14 protein-coding genes and 1 riboswitch are annotated in these 18,386 nt (G+C 46.8%); of the genes, 11 read left to right on the top strand and 3 right to left on the bottom strand.

The window, feature by feature from the left end; genetic code table 11:
- The first annotated feature begins 57 nt into the window (after positions 1-57).
- A riboswitch (M-box (ykoK) riboswitch) is annotated at positions 58-233 on the top strand.
- A gap of 570 nt (positions 234-803) precedes the next feature.
- Both BN1247_RS13020 and BN1247_RS13015 read left to right on the top strand, forming a co-directional pair.
- Positions 804-1,508, top strand: a complete 705-nt coding sequence (locus BN1247_RS13020) for an MgtC/SapB family protein (protein ID WP_054950780.1) — start codon at positions 804-806, stop codon at positions 1,506-1,508.
- A gap of 25 nt (positions 1,509-1,533) precedes the next feature.
- On the top strand, positions 1,534-1,812 hold the full coding sequence (locus tag BN1247_RS13015; RefSeq protein WP_054950779.1) for a magnesium transporter MgtE N-terminal domain-containing protein: 279 nt from the start codon (positions 1,534-1,536) through the stop codon (positions 1,810-1,812).
- A gap of 24 nt (positions 1,813-1,836) precedes the next feature.
- On the opposite strand, the gene BN1247_RS13010 is transcribed toward BN1247_RS13015, so the two are convergent.
- On the bottom strand, positions 1,837-2,727 hold the full coding sequence (locus tag BN1247_RS13010; RefSeq protein WP_082415937.1) for a YitT family protein: 891 nt from the start codon (positions 2,725-2,727) through the stop codon (positions 1,837-1,839).
- A 137-nt stretch (positions 2,728-2,864) separates the two neighbouring features.
- Complete coding sequence (locus tag BN1247_RS13005) at positions 2,865-3,497, bottom strand: SGNH/GDSL hydrolase family protein (RefSeq protein ID WP_054950778.1); 633 nt, start codon at positions 3,495-3,497, stop codon at positions 2,865-2,867.
- 147 nt (positions 3,498-3,644) lie between these two features.
- On the opposite strand from BN1247_RS13005, the gene BN1247_RS13000 reads away from it, so the two are divergent.
- Entirely contained in the window at positions 3,645-4,688 is a 1,044-nt protein-coding gene (locus BN1247_RS13000; RefSeq protein WP_054950777.1) for a Gfo/Idh/MocA family protein, read from the top strand.
- Positions 4,689-4,789: 101 nt separating this feature from the next.
- On the opposite strand, the gene BN1247_RS12995 is transcribed toward BN1247_RS13000, so the two are convergent.
- Positions 4,790-6,166, bottom strand: coding sequence for a DUF6612 family protein (locus BN1247_RS12995; RefSeq protein WP_054950776.1), 1,377 nt, complete (start codon positions 6,164-6,166; stop codon positions 4,790-4,792).
- A gap of 267 nt (positions 6,167-6,433) precedes the next feature.
- On the opposite strand from BN1247_RS12995, the gene BN1247_RS12990 reads away from it, so the two are divergent.
- The 8 genes from BN1247_RS12990 (at position 6,434) to essA (ending at position 18,253) form a co-directional block, all read left to right on the top strand.
- Positions 6,434-6,835 (top strand): hypothetical protein, encoded by a 402-nt coding sequence (locus tag BN1247_RS12990; RefSeq protein ID WP_054950775.1) that lies wholly within the window; start codon positions 6,434-6,436, stop codon positions 6,833-6,835.
- 682 nt (positions 6,836-7,517) lie between these two features.
- Positions 7,518-7,925 (top strand): hypothetical protein, encoded by a 408-nt coding sequence (locus BN1247_RS12985; RefSeq protein WP_054950774.1) that lies wholly within the window; start codon positions 7,518-7,520, stop codon positions 7,923-7,925.
- A gap of 191 nt (positions 7,926-8,116) precedes the next feature.
- Complete coding sequence (locus tag BN1247_RS12980) at positions 8,117-8,413, top strand: WXG100 family type VII secretion target (protein ID WP_054950773.1); 297 nt, start codon at positions 8,117-8,119, stop codon at positions 8,411-8,413.
- 143 nt (positions 8,414-8,556) lie between these two features.
- Positions 8,557-8,796, top strand: a complete 240-nt coding sequence (locus BN1247_RS12975) for an ESX secretion system protein YukD (RefSeq protein WP_054950772.1) — start codon at positions 8,557-8,559, stop codon at positions 8,794-8,796.
- Between the two features lie 20 nt (positions 8,797-8,816).
- The gene (gene essB, locus BN1247_RS12970) at positions 8,817-10,172 is read left to right on the top strand and encodes a type VII secretion protein EssB (protein ID WP_074011165.1); all 1,356 of its coding nucleotides are present in this window, start codon (positions 8,817-8,819) and stop codon (positions 10,170-10,172) included.
- A 61-nt stretch (positions 10,173-10,233) separates the two neighbouring features.
- Positions 10,234-14,775, top strand: a complete 4,542-nt coding sequence (gene essC, locus BN1247_RS12965; RefSeq protein ID WP_054950771.1) for a type VII secretion protein EssC — start codon at positions 10,234-10,236, stop codon at positions 14,773-14,775.
- On the top strand, positions 14,772-17,708 hold the full coding sequence (esaA, locus tag BN1247_RS12960) for a type VII secretion protein EsaA (RefSeq protein WP_054950770.1): 2,937 nt from the start codon (positions 14,772-14,774) through the stop codon (positions 17,706-17,708). Before essC ends, esaA begins: the two co-directional genes overlap by 4 nt.
- 26 nt (positions 17,709-17,734) lie before the next feature.
- Positions 17,735-18,253, top strand: a complete 519-nt coding sequence (gene essA / locus BN1247_RS12955) for a type VII secretion protein EssA (RefSeq protein ID WP_054950769.1) — start codon at positions 17,735-17,737, stop codon at positions 18,251-18,253.
- Positions 18,254-18,386: the final 133 nt, after the last annotated feature.

The raw sequence follows: 18,386 nt of genomic DNA, 5'->3' as shown, positions 1-18,386 counted from the left end.
ATATGAAAAAACAACGGTATGATACATACTGGTCTTAAGTTTTGTTCAGACAATTGTATTAATACTCGTTAGGTGAGGCTCCTACACGAACATAGGCCACTGCCCGGAAATATCGAAAGATGCCGACGGGTAGAACAGGAATTGCCGGCTTAAGGCTCTTCTTAATGTGGCTAAGAGCACATAAGTGTCTCTTTACGTTGTGTAGTGCCAAAACTCGACAAGGGGGCCCATGCTGTTTGTTTGCGCATAAATTCGTAAGCCCTCTGGCATCGTTGGAGGGCTTTTTACTATTTTATGAGAGGGGGCGGATGCCGCGTGGGTGAAGAAAGTTGTTTACTGAGATCATCAAAGACGAATGACTTTGCAATGTTAGGGAGTTTAGGGAAAGCGAGGCCGATCGCACATGGTTCAGGTTCAAGTTTACCGCGTGTATCCGTTCGCGTCTCATTTGCGTTGTGCCGTGCAGATAGGATTCGCCGTATTGCCTCGCGCACACGGTACATTATGGCAAAAGACACCGCGCATACAGTCGCCTTGCGCAGGCCGCCTAGCGCCTGGCGGACAATTTGCGTGCTGCAAATGCTGCTACGAGTGTACGCCGTGCCTTGTGTAAGGCCGCCGTTGCCGTTTCGCGTACGCCAGACCGCACCAGGCAGAGAAGTCGACAATCTTGCTCTCCCTATTGGCAGGGGGAGTTTATTTATTTTGCGAACGCGATGTTTTGATATGTTTTATGAACAACGTGCCTTTATTGAAGGGGATGCTATTGTGAATAATGCTTACGTGAAAGGGGTGTGCGAACAATGATGGAAATGGTTATCAAACTGGTGCTCTCTCTGCTGTTCGGCATGTTGATCGGAATGGATCGGGAAATGAAACAAAAACCACTCGGCGTTAAGCCGTGCATGGTCATTAGCATTGCCAGTTGTATGGTGACGATCGTCTCCATTGAATCGTTTGCCAAGTTCGCCGGTCCGACCCATCCGAACATGGATCCGATGCGGCTGGCGGCACAAATCGTCAGCGGTGTCGGGTTTCTCGGGGCTGGCGTCATTTTGCGCCGCAACAACGATGCCATCTCGGGATTAACGTCGGCCGCGCTCATTTGGGGCGCTTCGGGGTTAGGTATTACGGTTGGCGCTGGATTTTATCTAGAGGCCGTCTGCGCGGTCGTTTTATTCATCGTTGCTGTAAACGGCGTGCCGTCTTTGCTAAAAATAGTCGGCCCGCGCACGCTGCGGCAGCGCAACGTGTTAGTCAAAATCGTTATGGAGCCGAATATGAAAATGACCGAGTTGCTACGAACGATCGAGCGCAAACGGAGTGAACAAGGACAGAAAAAAGGCGTCGACTATAACATCAAACATATAAAATTGAAGGATTTGGAAAACGGCAACCAAAAAATCGAGCTGACCGTTGCGGCTCCGGAAAAACAGTACACGACAGAAATATATTATTTCCTAAAAAAAATCGATCACGTTCTTTCGGTGGAGGTCGAACACATTTAACATATTTTACGGAAGGAGTATTGCCATGATTAAACTTTATAAATACAAGTTTCGCGAAGAGTATACGTACTTCATGATTCGGGCGTTAAAAGTGGGACAGCGGGAGCAGTTTCGACGCGACTTTTTGAACCTGCATCCGGCTGACCAATTAGCATTTTTTCTAGAATTAGATGGAGAAAAGCGGTACCGTGTCTACAACTTCTTAAAGCCGACAGAATTGGCGGATATGTTTCGGAAACTAGAGCCGGCACAGCGGCGTCACTACGTTACGGAATGGAAGGGCGACGCTATGCCGCAGAAATGATCGGTGTGCCATGTCGTGCGGCTGTTATACATTGGAGCGAAATCCTTGTCCTAGCACTTCGTTCGTGTCGGTGACGATGATGAACGCGTCTGTGTCGACGCGGCGCACGAGTTCTTTTAAATTAGCGAGTTCCGTGTGCGGGAACACACACATGAGCACCGCTCGGTCATCTCCCGTATACCCGCCTTGTGCGCCGATTTTCGTCAAGCCGCGATCTAAATCGTCAAGGATGGCTTGTTGTACCCGCTCGTATTTGTCGGAAATAATGAAGGCGACCTTAGAGTAGTTGAGCCCGACTTGCACTAAGTTGATCGTTTTGCTCGTAACGTACAGACCGATGAGTGCATATAGCGCCCGCTCTGGGCCAAATACGAAACCGGCACTTAAAATAATGAGACCGTCACAAATGAGCACGCCAGCACCTAAAGAAAGGCCGGTTAACCGATTGATCACTTGTGCGAGCAGTGCGGTACCGCCTGTCGAACCGCCGCCGCGAAAGACGACGCCCGCGCCAATGCCGAGCACGAGTCCACCGTACAACGAAGCGAGTAACGGGTTAGTCGTCAGCGGGCCGATCACTTTCGTAAAATAGACAAAAAGCGGCAGTACGGCGGTACCAATCGCCGCTTTCACGCCGTACTTCGCCCCCAAAATATAGACGCCAATTGCGAATAGCGGGATATTGATGAGCCATTGCGTGTAAGCCGGTTCAATGCCGAACAAGTAGTAAATAATCGTACTCACGCCGCTAATGCCACCGGCGACGATTTGGTTCGGATTCAGGAAAAGGTTAAACGATAAGGCGACGATCAACGCCCCGATAAATAACAGGGTGTAGTCTTTAAGCAGCTGTCGCTTTCGGCTTGGTGCCGTTGGTAAACGGTGCTGTTTCTGTTTCTCGGTTGACTGAGTCATAGCTGTCTTCCTAACGATGTATAGTTTACGGACGAGATTGCAGTCTACCCTACAATAAAAAGTCTTACATTTAGGGTGACTATCGTACGAAAATGAAGGCAAAGGCTATAGAACGCTGGATATTAGATGTCTTGGGACTACTCCTGTGCGCCTACCGCAGCGAGCCAAGCGTTCGCGATTAATGCGTGTCCCGCTAATGACGGGTGGACGCCGTCCGCCGCCCAAAAACTCGGTTGCCTTTTTGCCGCCGCTTGGGCAAAAAGGCCGTCTAACGGAATGTAAAGCGCCTGGAATTCCCGTGCTAACTCTCGGACGGCGTGAATTTTGGGATCTAGGTCCTCGCGCCACCGCTTCCGATCCACAGGGTAAGGCAATACAAACGGTTCGAGTAAAATTAAGTTTGCTCCAACTGTTTCCGTCGTACGCTGTAAAATTTCGCGATAGGACTGTGCAAATTGGTCGGCAGTCGTTTGGTCGTTCTGATCGAACCGCCTCCAGCAATCGTTAATGCCGATTAGGATGGAGACCCACGTCGGCTTTAAGTCGAGGCAATCTTCTTGCCACCGTTGTTGCAAATTGATCACTCGGTCACCGCTAATCCCGCGGTTGAGGAAGGTCACTTCTTTTTCCGGGTAACGGGCTGTAAATAGGGACGCAGCCATCATCGCGTAACCTTGCCCCAAGTCGCTATCGTCAGTGCGTACGCGACCGGCATCAGTAATGCTATCCCCTTGAAATAAGACGACGGCACGATCTTCAATTTTGTGCATACTTGTCCCCCCTGCGTTTTTTAGTGGTAAAGGTGAGAATGTGTGTACGGTTATTATAACATGTCGTTTGTGTCTGATCGGTATGGCCCCTTGCAACCTGTAGACGGTTAAGATAGTATAATCACAGAAAAAAGGAGGCTGCAGAAGTTGACAAATGTGTTGCGCGTGGGGATCGTCGGTGCTGGCAGTATAGCGAGCGACGTTCATGTACCCGCTTACTTAAAATGTGGAGATAAAGTAGAAATAGTTGCTGTGTGCGATATCGTCCGTGCGAAGGCGGAACAGCTAGCGGAGAAGTTCAGCATTGCGCACGTTTTTACCGATTATAAGGAGATGCTCCAAAAGGTACACCTCGATGCTGTCAGTGTGTGCACCCCGAATAAGTTTCACGCTCCGACGACAATCGCCGCTTTGGAGGCAGGCTGTCACGTCATTTGTGAAAAGCCACCCGCGATGACCGTTGCCGAGGCAGAGCAGATGGCGGCTACGGCAGCTAGAGTAGGAAAATATTTGACCTACGGGCTCAACTATCGCCACACGCCAGAAGTAGAAGTTCTAAAGCGCTTCGTCGACGCTGGCGAATTAGGCGATCTCTACGCGGCCCGCGTGCACGCCGTGCGCCGGCGCGGCATTCCCGGTTGGGGTGTGTTTACGAATAAAGAACTGCAAGGGGGCGGTCCGCTGATCGATATCGGCGTACATATGCTCGACACGGCCCTGTATTTGATGGACTACCCCGAGCCGGATTGTGTATTGGGGGTTACTTATCAAAAGTTAGGAACGAAACGCGGGGTTGGCCTGCTCGGTGCGTGGGATTGGCAAAATTACTCTGTCGAAGACATGGCTCGCGGGATGATCACGTTTAAGAACGGCGCCTCGATCTTGCTCGAGACGGCTTTTGCGGCAAACGTCGGCCCCCTCGACAAGATGGATGTGACCGTCATGGGGGATCGCGGAGGAGCCGACGTGTTCCCGCTTAAAATATATCAAGAAAAGCACGACACACTCATCGATATTACCCCCGCCCACCTTTCGGAAAAAGGAAATCACGACTTGCAGATTGAACGGTTTGTCGACTGCTGCTTGACGGGGAGCCAGCCGCTGAGCACGCCGCAACAAGGCATCGTGTTGCAAAAAATCATTAACGCGTTGTACGAATCTGCGGAAACGGGGAAGGCGCTACAACTTTGAGTAGCAACTTTGAACGACAACCGTGCATCTCGCACTACGTCGGACCATGTCGGTAGGCAACCGTTTGTTCCAAGAAGGCTGCGCAACGCTGTCGGTTGCCTTTAGTATTGCACGAACACCATCAAGTATTGATCCTGTATCACGGTGTAGGACCCGTCGTTGTTTCTCAAAACGGTGACCTCGGTGGTGGCAGGCTTTTCTAACGCAATGTCCCCCTTATACTTCTCGATCAGTGCGTTGAAAAGCTTTTTGGTAAACTCCTCTGTGCTAATTTTACCGTCCTCATATTGTTGGGCGAGCGGTGGAAAGATCTCCTCATTAATCGCCGTGTCATTAAACCCTTCGATATCGAGACGAACGATAATTTCGTCGGCAGATTTTGCCTTGGCGTCGACGATTTTATACTTTGTTTGTGAGAGGGCATTGAGAAACGCATCGGCTACGGCGTCAAGCTGCTTGTCCTCAATTTTTTCGCCAGACTGCTGTAAACTGTTCTGCAAGTTTTGTTTATAGAACTCGACGAATAAGAGCTTCTCCGCTTCCCCGTCTTCTCGTTTTTCCTTTTTGGACTGTGAACCCGGAATATTCTCCACGTAGCCGTCGACGTTTTGATAGACAGTCGCTTGGATCATCGCTTCTAAATAATCGGTTGCTTCCTGCTCGTAAGTTTTGCTCTCTTTTTTACTAAGAGGTTTACCTTTCTCTTTTTGCGCCGATTTTTTATCCTTTGCCGACTTTTTGTCCTCACTCGGTTTATTGATCGCTTTTACGTCGTTGTAGTGAGAGTAGTCGTAGGTGACTACATTATCGAACGACGCTTTTCCGTTGTCATTCGTTATAGAGTACTTCTGTTCCTGCTCAATCCGTTTTATTAAAAATGATTCTTTATCGACAGTGATTTTCATGTCGAATTGTTTGATTGTTACATCCGAATATTTAACTTTTTCGCCGCGTTTTTTACTTATTTTTGTGTAGTGGTCATCAATTGTTGCTTCGAGGAGCTTTTGACGATGATCGCTATCCCCACTATACGTAAGTATGTACGCTTCGTCATCTTCCTGGACGTCGAACTGTTTCCATATATCGCTGTCAAAGGACTGATAGTAGGCGAGCCAATTTTTATGCTTCTGTTTACTATTATCTAACATAACGGAGAAGACATCGCGTGCAAACGGGTCAAGTTTCGCTACTTTACCGTCTTGAACAACGACGACACCTTTTTTATCTTGATAGGTCGTACGTTTAGATTCGTTGTAGTGGGCAGATGCGATGTCTTTTTTAAAGTCGTATTGTTCAATGCCTGTCTCTTTTGAGTCATCTTCAGTGCGATCCTCATCAGTAAAGTCAATTTGTACGGAGTCAATCGCTTCGTGGGCGGCGATGACTTGTTCAAAGACTTCTTCGGTCGATGTAAACTGAGTGAGGGTGGGACCAACCATTGTGAGTACCCCGATAAAAAACACAATTAGTTTTTGCATCATTTGTCCTCCTTTAATACTTGTTATACGTATGCGCTTGCAAAAGGTTGCGGGTTGCGTATTATGAATTTTTGCGGGCGCATGATTGCTCTAAGTATAGTATCTTAGAACATATATAACAACTGGATTAACTAGATTGGGGATGAGCATTGTATGAAAGCCTTGCGATTATTTTTACGAAAGATGAAGGGAGTTACGCGATTGAAACACCGCATCTGTGCCGTCTTCATACTCATAGGATTGCTGATCGTGCTAGGGGGTTGTGAAATGAATTACCAAAGTAAAGAACACGACAAGTTGAAAGCGATACCGGAAGAACAGCTGCCGCAAGTGACGGCGTTTCAAGATGAATTCACTCGCAAGTTCATGGATTCTACGAAACCTGTACAGGAAGGTTATTACTTGTTCCGATCCGGGGTTAACGGTTATACGATGCTATTTCCGGAAAATGCAAAAATAACGGATCTAGCATATTCGGCACCTGGTAGTCATTTTGAGACCATGAGTTTTGGTGGTGATTATGGGAAAGCGGAGAAAAATGAAGTTTATTACGCTAAAGTTCAATACAGGTCAACTGACTTTACCGAATGGTCGGGTGATGAATTAGGATGGGTGCATAGTTACTTTAATTTTCATGATAAATTCGAAAAAAAAGGTTATGCCAGGTAAAATAATTTACTATGGAACGACGAAAACAGAATTTGAGCATGAAAATGACACTGTATATGACTTTTTTAGTTACATACGGACCGAAGACAATCCTCAGGAGATGCTCTTTTATTACAGTGTTACCTGCTAAGAGGCGGAGAAGCGTTGTAACTTGGACGTGAAGCAGGAAGAGCAGAAGGCGAAGCTGCTGATGGAGTCGGTGACGTTTATAGAACCATCATCGGAAGAACAACGTAACGGACGAAAAAAATGAAGATAATTTTACATAAGTAAAGGACTCCTTTATATGATAATTAGTGCAAAAAACCTTGATTTCTCAATAGGAAACAGTAATAATAGTACGTAAGACAGAGATGAGCGAAAGATGAAGGGAGTTACACGATTGAAACACCGCATCTGTGCCGTCATCACACTTATAGGATTGCTGATCGTGCTAGGGGGTTGTGAAATGAATTACCAAAGCAAAGAACACGAAAAATTGAAAGCGATACCGTAAGAACAACTGCCGCAAGTGACAGCGTTTCAAGATGAGTTTACCCGCAAGTTCATGGATTCAATAAAACCTGTGCAGGAAGGTTATTACTTGTTCCGTTCCGGGGTTAACGGTTATACGATGCTATTTCCGGAAGATGCAAAAATGGCGGATCTAGTATATTAAGCACCTGGCGACCATTTCGAGACAGTGGGTTTTGGTGCAAAGGAGAAAAACATTGCTTATCACGTTAAAGTTGATTACATATCTTCTGACTTTAGCGAATGGGAGGATAGTGAATTAGGGTGGGTACGTGGCGTCTTTAACTATAATGGTAAATTCGAAAAGAAGGCTATGCCAGGTAAAACGATTAACTATGGAACGACGAAAACAGAATTTGAGCATGAAAATGACACTGTATATGACTTTTTTAGTTACATACGGGCCGAAGACAATCCTCAGGAGATCCTTTTTTATTACAGTGTCGCCTGTCAGGATTCGGAGAAGCCTTGTAACTTGGACGTGAAGCAGGAAGAGCAGAAGGCGAAGCTTTTGATGGAATCAGTGACGTTTATAGAACCTTCTTCGGAAGAAAGGAGTGATGAGGGTGGCGAATGAAGAAATTTTCAACACGCGAGAATTGCGCTTCAGGAGGTATGCGTGAAATATAAAATAAAACTAGGGGTGAAGAAAATATAACGATACATTCAACAAAAAAATCTCGACGACATTTTCAAAAAATGCTTGCCATTTTTCTATTTGTATTATACAATAATGATGAATTAACTATATTAGGAGGAGTGATTATTGTGTCGGAAGTTATTCGCGCAACCCCCGCTGAACTTGAAGCAATAGCTAAGCGTTATCTGGAGAATGGTAACGTTTTGGAAGACGTTAACGGCAAATTAGAAACGATGGCGGGTGAATTGCTGGATAAGTGGCAAGGTGCATCGAGTGAAGCATTTATTAAACAATATGAGGATCTGAAACCCTCGTTTCAGAGAATGCGTCAATTGCTTGATGAAATCGGTCAACAGCTCCATAAAACCGCTGGTATCCTTCGTGACACTGACCAAAGCATCGCTAGCCAAATTAACGCCCGCTAACGTCATCTAGCGAGTATACTGAACGCGCATACATAAAGATCGATGACACGAAGTTCATGAATGTCCAGAGAAGCGCACTTCTGACGTTTGAAGGCGCTTCCTCCTTTTTTTGAGGTGACGATGCATGTTTGAGGTGACGACGCATGTATATTGAGATTACGATCGATTTAAAACATTATACAGGAGAAACGTTCGATTTGCGTCTCTCTGACTACCATTCGATTAAACAAGTCGTAGACATCGTCTGGCAGGCGCAGCAGATTGGCGTTGAACCGAGGGAAGGGTATTGGGTGCGTATCCCCAACAAGCACGTCGTTTTTTCCGGAAGGGATAAACTGGTCGATTGCGGGATTACTACAGGAGATCGTCTAGAGATCCTATAACGAAGAAGGAGTCGATCGGGATGTCTGAACAACAGCCTACCTATTTGGAGCAGCAATTGGAAGCCCGCATCGGTAAAGAGAATGGCTATACGTTTGCTTTTCAAAAGGAAAAAATAAAACTCGATGACAGGTTAGAAATTGACCTTCTTAAGGAAATGACACCTTGTTTACATAAGGAAATTGTCGAAACAGATGATGAGTTAATCGTTATTGTCCATCCGCCGTCCAACTTTGAAGCCTTTGACGCTATTTGTACTAAAAATAGGCAGAGTAGGTGGCGATTTGCGCATCAGCTAGTAAAAAAGGTAAGGGAACATTCACTGTCGCGGCTCCATCTCATTGTATGTCCGGAGACGATTGTGTTTGACAAAAGTATGGAACCGTACTTCCTTCACTACGGCGTGAAGGAGAGTATCCCACCTTATGAGAAGGATGGCGAACGGTTACAGCACGAGGTCAAGGCGGCGGTAGCGGCAGCCATTGATGAGAAATATACGTTTGACGAGTATTTAAACTTTCATAAGACATCGAAGCTCTCGGAAACTACTAAACGTATCATGACAGCCAAGGATTTGGAAGAGTTACAGGCGCTCATTGAAGAGCAGATCGATCAGTTGGAAGCCAAGGATAAAACACTTGTACATATTCCGCAAAAAAAGTGGAAGAGAAACCGTTACATATCTATCGGGCTTTTGGTTTGCTTGCTTCCGGCATTAATTTATACGGGTTATGCGATCTTCTTTCAGCAACCGAAACACGACGCGTTTTTGGATAGCAGTAAGTACTTCCTAAATAATGAATACAGTGAAGTGGTTAATACGTTGGAGCGTTACAAGATCGACGAGATGCCGCCAGTCGTTCAGTACGGGCTAGCGACATCGTATGCGGTGAGCGTGTCGATGACGTTAGATGCAGAGCAACGGAAAAACATTCGCGATATGGTTACCCTTCAGTCAGACCCGCAATATTACGCCTACTGGATTCACCTTGGACGCGGGGAAAACGAGGAGGCAATCGATGTTGCGCGTTCGTTGGAGGAACAAGATTTGCTCGTCTACGCGCTCGTTAAATACAGCGAGGAGGTTAAAGCTGACGGGGACTTATCGGGTGAGGAAAAGCAAAAGAAACTAGAGGGGATCCAAAAGGAGATCGACGAGTACCATAAAGAACAAGAGGAGCAGGAAAGAAAGGAGCAGGAGGAGAAAAAACAGCAAGAAGAAAAGCGGAAGCAACAAGAAGAGCAGCGAAGAAAACAAGAAGAACAGCGGAAGAAAGAGGAAAAAGAGAAAAAGGGCGAGCAGAAAGGGTCAGATGGGAAAAAGGCTGATTCAGAGGCGAAAAAGGAATCCGGAGAGGATAAAGAAAAGAAAGAGTGAGGGAAAAAATAACATTCAACGGAAGCCGGAAAGTTAGCCAATTGTATCTGGAGGTGGTCGCGTGAATTGTTTGTGGGTGTTTACGGATACAAGTTATCATCAATTGTTTTTAAATAACCGATCGTTGCGTACAGTGACCATCGGACCGGAAATACAACATACGTTGACTGTTCGTTCGTTCCCCTTTTCTGGGGGAGCACTAACGATCCACGTGGGAGAGCACGAAGACGGGGAGAAAGTGTTTGAGCTGTTTCAGGATGGTCAACTGATTATGACACTGTCCAAGACGGAACCCTTCCAATTGACTGACGGGTCACACACGTTGTCGTTGTTGATTACCGATTCGCCCCCTAGGGAGCGAAAATATTATGTCGGCGATCGTCAACAACTGTCTTTTTCCTTAAGCGATCACGGCGACAGCGGACAGCCTAGCGAATCCAGCGCCGTTTCTATGAGCGATCGCGCATATTGTATGATCCATAAGCATTTCACCTTTTTATCTAGGAACGGGTTTCGCTTAATAAAAAGCGGTCAAAGGTGGAAGGTGTTACCGAACGGTGCAGGGCTGTATGTGAACGGTCAAAAAGTGACGGTGCCGACGACTCTCACAAGAGGGGATCGTCTGTTTTGGCCGTTCATGACTCTGTGCTTGTTAGAAGACGATGTGCTACAGATTACGAGTTTTGTGGACTTTCGGGCGGGACTACCGCTAATTGAACAGCCCACATCAGAAATGATGAAGAAATACCCATTTTTCCGCCGCACGCCGCGCATGATCTATGAGTTGCCGGAAGAAAAGATTAGTTTGTCCTTTCCTTCTCAGGAAAGTGAGGATAGCTCGAAAGGGCTGTGGATGACGATTTTGCCACCGCTCGTTATGTTGCTCGTTATGGGGACAATCGTTATCATTCAACCGCGGGGGATTTTCATTTTAATGTCCATCGTCATGTTTACGATGACATTAATTATGTCAACGGTTCAATATTTCCGGGAAAAGCGGAAACATAAAGAGAAAAAGGAAAAGAGGTTACGGGTATATACGAGGTATTTGCAAAATAAACGACAAGAAATGCATGAAGTATCAGAAAAACAAACACACTTTTTGCGTTACCATTACCCGTCCTTTGAGCGGATGAAATATTTCACAGAGCAAATTTCCGACCGCATTTGGGAACGAACGCCTGAGAGTGACGACTTTTTGGATTTGCGTTTAGGGACAGGGACAGTTCCGGCAAGCTATGAAATTTCTTTAAGCAGTAGCGATATGTCTAACCGCGAAATTGACGATTTACTCGAACAGTCGCAAGTGATGGAACAAGTGTACAAAGAGATTCCGAATGTGCCGATTACAGTCAGTCTCTCTGAGGGTGCGATGGGGCTAATCGGCAAAGCGGCAATTGTCAAGCGCGAAATCCACCAGTTGGTCGGGCAGCTCGCCTTTTTCCACAGTTATCACGAGCTCCGCTTCGTGTTAATTTTTTCCGAGCGAGAATACGGTGACTGGGAGTGGATGAAGTGGTTGCCTCACTTTCAACTACCACACGCGTATGCCAAAGGATTTGTTTATAACGAGCAGACACGGGACCAATTGCTGTCGTCCATATACGAGTTGCTCAGGGAGCGCGACCTCGATGAACGGAAAGGCAAGATTAGGTTTTCACCCCATTTTGTCTTTATCGTGACAGATCACCAGCTCATTAGCGAGCACGTCATTATGGAATATTTAGAAGGTGGGGACCCTCGCTTAGGAATATCGGTTATTTTTGCCGCCGAAGCGAAGGAAAGTTTATCTGAACAGATCCAGACGCTCGTGCGCTACATTAACGAGCAAGAAGGCGACATCCTGATTCAAGAAGGGAAAGCGGTACAAATTCCGTTTCAATTGGACGACCACCAGTACGCTGGAAACGAATGGTTCGCCCGTACACTGCGTACGCTCGATCACCAAGTTGGGATGACGAACTCTATTCCGACGAAGGTGTCCTTCTTAGAACTGTTTAAGGCAGAGGACGTCAATGATTTAAATATTGCCCAAAACTGGCTCTCAACGGATACGTCGAAGTCGCTTGCCACGCCGATTGGCTTGAAGGGAAAAGACGACCTCGTCGAGTTGAACTTACACGAAAAGGCGCACGGTCCACACGGCTTATTGGCTGGTACGACGGGGTCGGGGAAAAGTGAGTTTTTACAGACATACATTTTATCGCTAGTCGTTCGTTATCATCCGCACGAAGTGGCGTTTTTGCTCATCGACTACAAAGGCGGGGGGATGGCACAGCCGTTTAAAAATATTCCTCACCTACTCGGTGTCATAACGAACATCGAAAACAGTAAAAACTTCAGCGCCCGTGCGCTGGCGTCGATTAAGAGTGAGTTAAAAATGCGGCAACGGCTGTTTGACCGGTATGAAGTGAACCATATTAACGATTACACCGATTTGTACAAGCAAGGTGTGGCCGAAGAGCCGATGCCGCATCTATTCTTAATCTCTGACGAATTTGCCGAGCTTAAAAGTGAAGAACCGGATTTTATTAAGGAACTCGTCAGTGCCGCCCGCATTGGTCGTAGCCTAGGGGTGCACCTCATTTTGGCTACGCAGAAACCGGGGGGTGTCATTGACAGCCAGATCTGGAGTAACGCCCGCTTTCGCGTAGCCTTAAAAGTACAAGACGCCGCCGACAGTAAAGAAGTGTTGAAAAACGCCGACGCTGCCTCGATTACAGTGACCGGTCGCGGCTATTTACAGGTGGGGAACAACGAAGTGTACGAACTGTTCCAATCGGCTTGGAGCGGGGCACCGTACATGGAAGACGCATCGAGTACAGAGGATGAAGTGGCGATCGTGACCGACCTCGGTCTCATTCCGCTGTCTGAAGTATCGTCTTCGCAAGAGCAAAAGAAGAAAGCCGTCAAATCGGAAATTGAAGTAATCGTCGATCACGTTGAGGAGACGCAGCAGCAGTTGAACATCCGTAAGCTAAAAAGCCCTTGGTTGCCGCCACTTGCCGAACGCCTATCGCGTTACGACCACGTATCGCAAAAGGACGGGGAGTTTTATTTTGCCATGATTGACGAACCGGAGAAGCAAAGTCAACGCCCGTACGGTTACGAAATGATCGAAGACGGTAGTATCGGCATCTTCGGCTCTTCGGGTTACGGAAAATCGATGACGGTTATGACGTTGCTATTAAACTTCGCGTCCATTTACAGTCCGGAGCAGTTTCACTGTTACATTTTTGATTTCGGCAACGGCGCGCTGTTACCGCTACGGCAATTGCCGCATACGGCCGATTACTTCCGTATGGACGAGGCGCGTAAGATGGATAAATTCATGCGGATTATGAAAGAGGAGATTAGCCGGCGGAAGCAATTGTTTCAGCAAAAAGAAGTGAGTAACATTAAAATGTACAACGCGTTGAGCGATGAGAAACTTCCGATCATCTTTATTGCGGTCGATAACTTTGACCTCGCCAAAGAAGAGTACGAGGACATGGAGACGCAATTCACCCAATTTGTGCGCGACGGGCAATCCCTCGGCATTTATATGATGTATACGGTGACGCGCGTGAACGCGATTCGCCAGGCGCTCATGAATAACTTAAAGACGAAAATTGTTCATTATTTAATGGACAAGTCCGAAGTTTATTCGATTGGCGGAAAACTGCCGTACGAGCTTGAGCCGATTCCTGGGCGGGCGATTATTAAAAAAGAGGACTCCTTCTATGCGCAAGTGTTTTCTCCGGCTGATGGCGAGGATGATCTTGCGATTCTAGACCGTGTGAAACGCGACATTCAATTGATCGGAGAGACATACCGCGATGCAAAGAAACCGGAGTCGATCCCCATGTTGCCTGCGACATTAGAGGTGAGCGACTTGTACAGTGACCCACGTGTCGTTCGACAGCAAGGCATTTATCCGATTGGTTTGGACGAGGAATATGTAGAGCCCGTTCACATGGATTTGGTTAAAAATAAGCACTGCCTAATTTTGGGTCAATCGCAAAAGGGGAAGACGAATCTCATCAAGGTCATCTTAGACGAAGCGTTGTCGCAGCAAGCGTTTAGCATCGGTTTATTTGATTCGATCGACCGCGGGCTAGCGAGCTATGCCAAAGTCGAAGGCATCGACTATTTGGAAACGAAGGATAGCATCGCACAATGGTTAGACGACATAGAAAGTGAATTGAAAGAACGAGAGGAAACGTATTTGCAGGCGGTCCAGCAAGGAGAAATCGAGCAACTTTCATTTTCACAGCTCCTTTTCGTCGTCGACGGTTTTGCACGATTGCAACAAACGATCGATAGTACCGTGCAAAATCGGCTCGCTGAGTTTATGAATGATTACAGTCACTTAGGATTCAATGTGATCGCCTGTGGTAATAGTAACGACTTCTCTAAGGGGTACGACGGGTTTACCAGTGAGGTAAAACAGATTCGTCAAGTGATTCTTTTAATGAGAAAAGCGGATCAAGGCATGTTTACCTTTCCGTACAGTCGCAATGAGGCAGACATTAATGCCGGATTCGGTTATTACGTCCTCAATGGCAAAGACAAAAAAATTCAAATTCCACACCATACGGTGGAAAGGAGGATTGCGGTATGAAGAAGCAGTGGAAGCATACGTTTAAAGTAATTATTTCAGTGGTGTTGATTTTAGCAGTACCTGCGCTATTTTTCAGTTACATTGGGCACGACCCGCTTCGCGTGAAAGAAAACGCGACGCGTACGATTGCCGTAGTGAATGAAGACTTAGGCGTTGTTATTGTTGATGAAACGGTGCGCTTCGGTGAAAACATCGCAGCGGGCTTGCATCGAGATTCCGATTACAACTGGACGGTCCTCAGTCGTAGCGCAGCGGAAAGCGGACTAAAAAAATTGAAATACGATGCCGTCATGTACATCCCGTCCAACTTTTCCGCAAATATTTTGACGTATGGCGATGAGCAGCCGACTAGGGCGACGTTGCAATACGATGTGCAAAATCAGCTGAACGCAGTGAATAAAGAGAAGGTGCTTAGGGAATTGGAAGAAGCGACGCATCGAATGAATGCGATCACTTCTTCCCTCTACTGGAGCTATGTGGCGCAAGAAATTGACGATATACGCCAGAAGTTCGACAATATTTTGGAGAAGGAGATCGCCTTCCAAGAGGCGATGTACGCCTTCTACGGGCCAAATTCGGAAAAGTTAGCGGGGAGAGTGGATCAACAAAGGGAGCAGCTCAAACACCTGCAAGAGAATATGCAACAAGTGGCTAAAGACTCCGGCAAGCGTGATGGTGATGCGACACAAATCGAACAACAACTTACGAGTTTTGTGCAAATGATTGCTGACTACAGGGAGTTCCAAGAGGAAAAAAGGAAATTTTTGCAAGAGGCGCAACACAAAAGTATGCTGCAGATTCAGCAAGGAATGAAGAGTATTGCCGAAAGGCAAGGGCCGCTCAACGAACATCTTGCAAAATACGTCGATCCTGTCGTTGAACGTGCGGGTAGCATGCAAAAAATGATTGAGAAGAGTAACGAATCTATAGAAAATCTCAGTAAAGTGCGTGCGAGTAAAGTTGAACAGCAGGAAAAGGCATTAAAAGAATTGCAAAGTGAATTGATCGATCGCTATAAACAGCAATACGAACGGGTTACACTAGACAAATTGGAAGAAACGATGCTTCCGTTAAGGAAGGAATTACGGGAAAAGGATGTGGAAGGTTCCTCCAAAGAGCCCCCACCTAGTGACAAAGGCGATAAGGAGGAGGAACCTGATCCAGAGGAAAGGGATAGGGAAGATCTACAGGAAAGATTGGAAAGTGTCGCCGAGTCAATGGGTAAATTAAAGGAGACGTTGGAATCGATCCCTGACGAGAAGCCGGAGCAGGTCGTCGAGGTCATAGAAGAGTTAGACGGTTTGAGGGGGGAAATTGAAGGGGTTGCGAAAGAACTTCGCGAAAAAGACGAGGCGGACGCCGGTTGGAAGGAAAAGTATGAGGACTTAGAAAAAGAACACAAGAAGTTGCAGGATGAGTACGACGAGTTGGATAAAAAATACAACAAGCTAGCTAACGACGTTGTAGCCCCAATCATTAAAAAAATCAAGGAACAAGAGCAATCGCTTTTAAACTCGGAAGTGCTGTCCGAAGAAAGGAAGAAAAAATTAAAGGAAGCCTTTGAAACGGACATAGAGGGTGCCTTTTTGGAGAAAGCGATTGACTACTATTTCTACCTATCGCAATATATGGCTACCGTAAAAGGGATCGGTCAAACGCACAATCCGAGTAAAGACGCTGTTCTAGGCGATGAGAAGCTTAACGAACGCCTCCAACGTCTGCTTGCTACCGATCAGGACGAACAAGACGGCTGGCAACAATTGCAAACCGACCTGGAGAACACCGGGGAGGAAATGCAGTTACACAACGGTGACATTGAAACGTTGGCCAAAGAGTATGGCGAACGTGTGGCGCATGAGCAGGAAGCGGCCATTGAGGAGCTGCAAACGATTCACGAAAACGCACAATCGATCTTAACGGACATGCAATCGACACCCGAAGGCGGAAAAACAGGGCCGTCAAACGGTGAGATCGTCCTGTCAGCGCACAAAAGCATGAGGCTTCAGCTCGACGGCATGAATCGGCTCGTGCAATCTTTCGGAGAACGTCAAGTGGGCATCATCAATTACACGAATGAATTGCACAAAAATGTAGCTGGCGTACAGAAACAGGCAGACCGCTTGAATGAGAATTGGGAGAAAAACGTTGAGTCGACAGAAATGGTGCAGGGCGACGTCTACAACGTTTTGGGTAATGCGATCGTCGATGGTCAAAACCGCGGCCACGTGTATGACTATTTGTCAAACCCATTACAAGTTAAGGGGGAAGTGCCCTCCGAGAAAAAGAAAACGGTGCCGCCCTTCGTCATTTTGGTCATCGTGTTAATCAGTAGCTTGTTGATCGGTTACTTCAGCCACTATTATCAAAGGGCACCTCTGCTTGTGAGGGGAGCGCTGTTCGCGCTTTTAAATATAGTTGTCGGACTGACGATTAGTTTATTCGGGTTACAAATTTACAAGATGCCCGACGAGCGTGCCATTATGTGGGCTGTGTTTACGATTCTCTTACTAACGGCTAGTTCGACGTTTGTCCGCGTCGCGTTCCGCTTTAGTACAATGATCGGTTGGTTTGCGAGTGTCGGGCTCATTGTGTTATTCATTACCCCGTTACTCGACAATGCCATTCCGAACTTCAACTTTGTCGATCCGGTGACAATGGTTTATTTGGCGATTCAGTACGGGACAGATCCTCTGTTCGTCGAGGCAGTCGTCGTTTTACTCAGTTTTACGATCGTACTGACATGTATTCCGTGGGTGGCACGGGCATTCGGATGGCGTGCTGAAGTTGAAGATGAGGGCGAGGAACCAACGGGAGAAGACCGCGAGGAGGAGGGGGTAAAACTGAGCCAGACGACGTCAAAGACATCGGACTCGGCAAGCGAGGGTCAAAGGGCGGATAACAGAAAGAGGGATAAAAAGAAGGAAGGGGCGTAAGTACGTATCTAAAGGGTGATTAACTTATGGGTACTAAGCGAATCGCTATAGGGGTCGTCCTGGTGATGGCCCTCCTAATGATGACCCTCCTAGTCCTCGTCCCTAGTAAAGTAACATTAGCGGAGACGGATTTCGGGGATAGTGACGTAGATGTTGAACCAAACGAGTATAAAGATGCGGAAGTAGAGTTGAATACGGATTACTTTCATGATCCGTCGCTATACCGTCAGAAAGGCGACTTTTCTGAGGAGCAAAAGAAGTTGACATTCCGAAGGAAGGAAAACGACGTTTTCAAACAAGTGACGGGTCAATTGTTTCTCAGGGACACGAAGGAACACAATACGATTGCGGCTAAAGCTGCGGAATTAAAGCTGTTTTCCACCCATGACAGACGGCCATCTCACACGGTAGAGGACGAGCGAGACAATGCAGCGGCTTCGTCTAGTTTAACAATCTTATATATTGTACTCATTGCCATTGGAACATTATTGTTGTTTTTGCTTCTTATTCCGAGGGGATTACGTAAAGGGAAAGAACAGTCATAAAGTTCGTGGGAATGGATGTGGAAGGACTGTCACATGTGGAAGGACTGGTCACTATGTCGCTTCAGTTTCCACTAAGTTTTCTTCGGGTTGCCCGCGTAGTACAAACTCCTACGGGCAGCCCGAAGCTCTTGCG

The organism is Numidum massiliense (assembly GCF_001375555.1).
Taxonomy (GTDB): domain Bacteria; phylum Bacillota; class Bacilli; order Thermoactinomycetales; family Novibacillaceae; genus Numidum; species Numidum massiliense.
Note: the sequence above shows the minus strand (reverse complement) of the source record. Positions and strands in the feature narration are given on the sequence as shown.

Excerpts from the sequence above, each read along its gene's own strand:
- BN1247_RS12975 (WP_054950772.1), top strand. The coding sequence starts at position 8,557 with ATGTATATTGAGATTACGATCGATTTAAAACATTATACAGGAGAAACG.
- BN1247_RS13020 (WP_054950780.1), top strand. The coding sequence starts at position 804 with ATGATGGAAATGGTTATCAAACTGGTGCTCTCTCTGCTGTTCGGCATG.
- BN1247_RS13005 (WP_054950778.1), bottom strand. The coding sequence starts at position 3,497 with ATGCACAAAATTGAAGATCGTGCCGTCGTCTTATTTCAAGGGGATAGC.
- BN1247_RS13015 (WP_054950779.1), top strand. The coding sequence starts at position 1,534 with ATGATTAAACTTTATAAATACAAGTTTCGCGAAGAGTATACGTACTTC.
- BN1247_RS13010 (WP_082415937.1), bottom strand. The coding sequence starts at position 2,727 with ATGACTCAGTCAACCGAGAAACAGAAACAGCACCGTTTACCAACGGCA.
- BN1247_RS12995 (WP_054950776.1), bottom strand. The coding sequence starts at position 6,166 with ATGCAAAAACTAATTGTGTTTTTTATCGGGGTACTCACAATGGTTGGT.
- essB (WP_074011165.1), top strand. The coding sequence starts at position 8,817 with ATGTCTGAACAACAGCCTACCTATTTGGAGCAGCAATTGGAAGCCCGC.
- essA (WP_054950769.1), top strand. The coding sequence starts at position 17,735 with ATGGGTACTAAGCGAATCGCTATAGGGGTCGTCCTGGTGATGGCCCTC.
- BN1247_RS12990 (WP_054950775.1), top strand. The coding sequence starts at position 6,434 with ATGAATTACCAAAGTAAAGAACACGACAAGTTGAAAGCGATACCGGAA.
- esaA (WP_054950770.1), top strand. The coding sequence starts at position 14,772 with ATGAAGAAGCAGTGGAAGCATACGTTTAAAGTAATTATTTCAGTGGTG.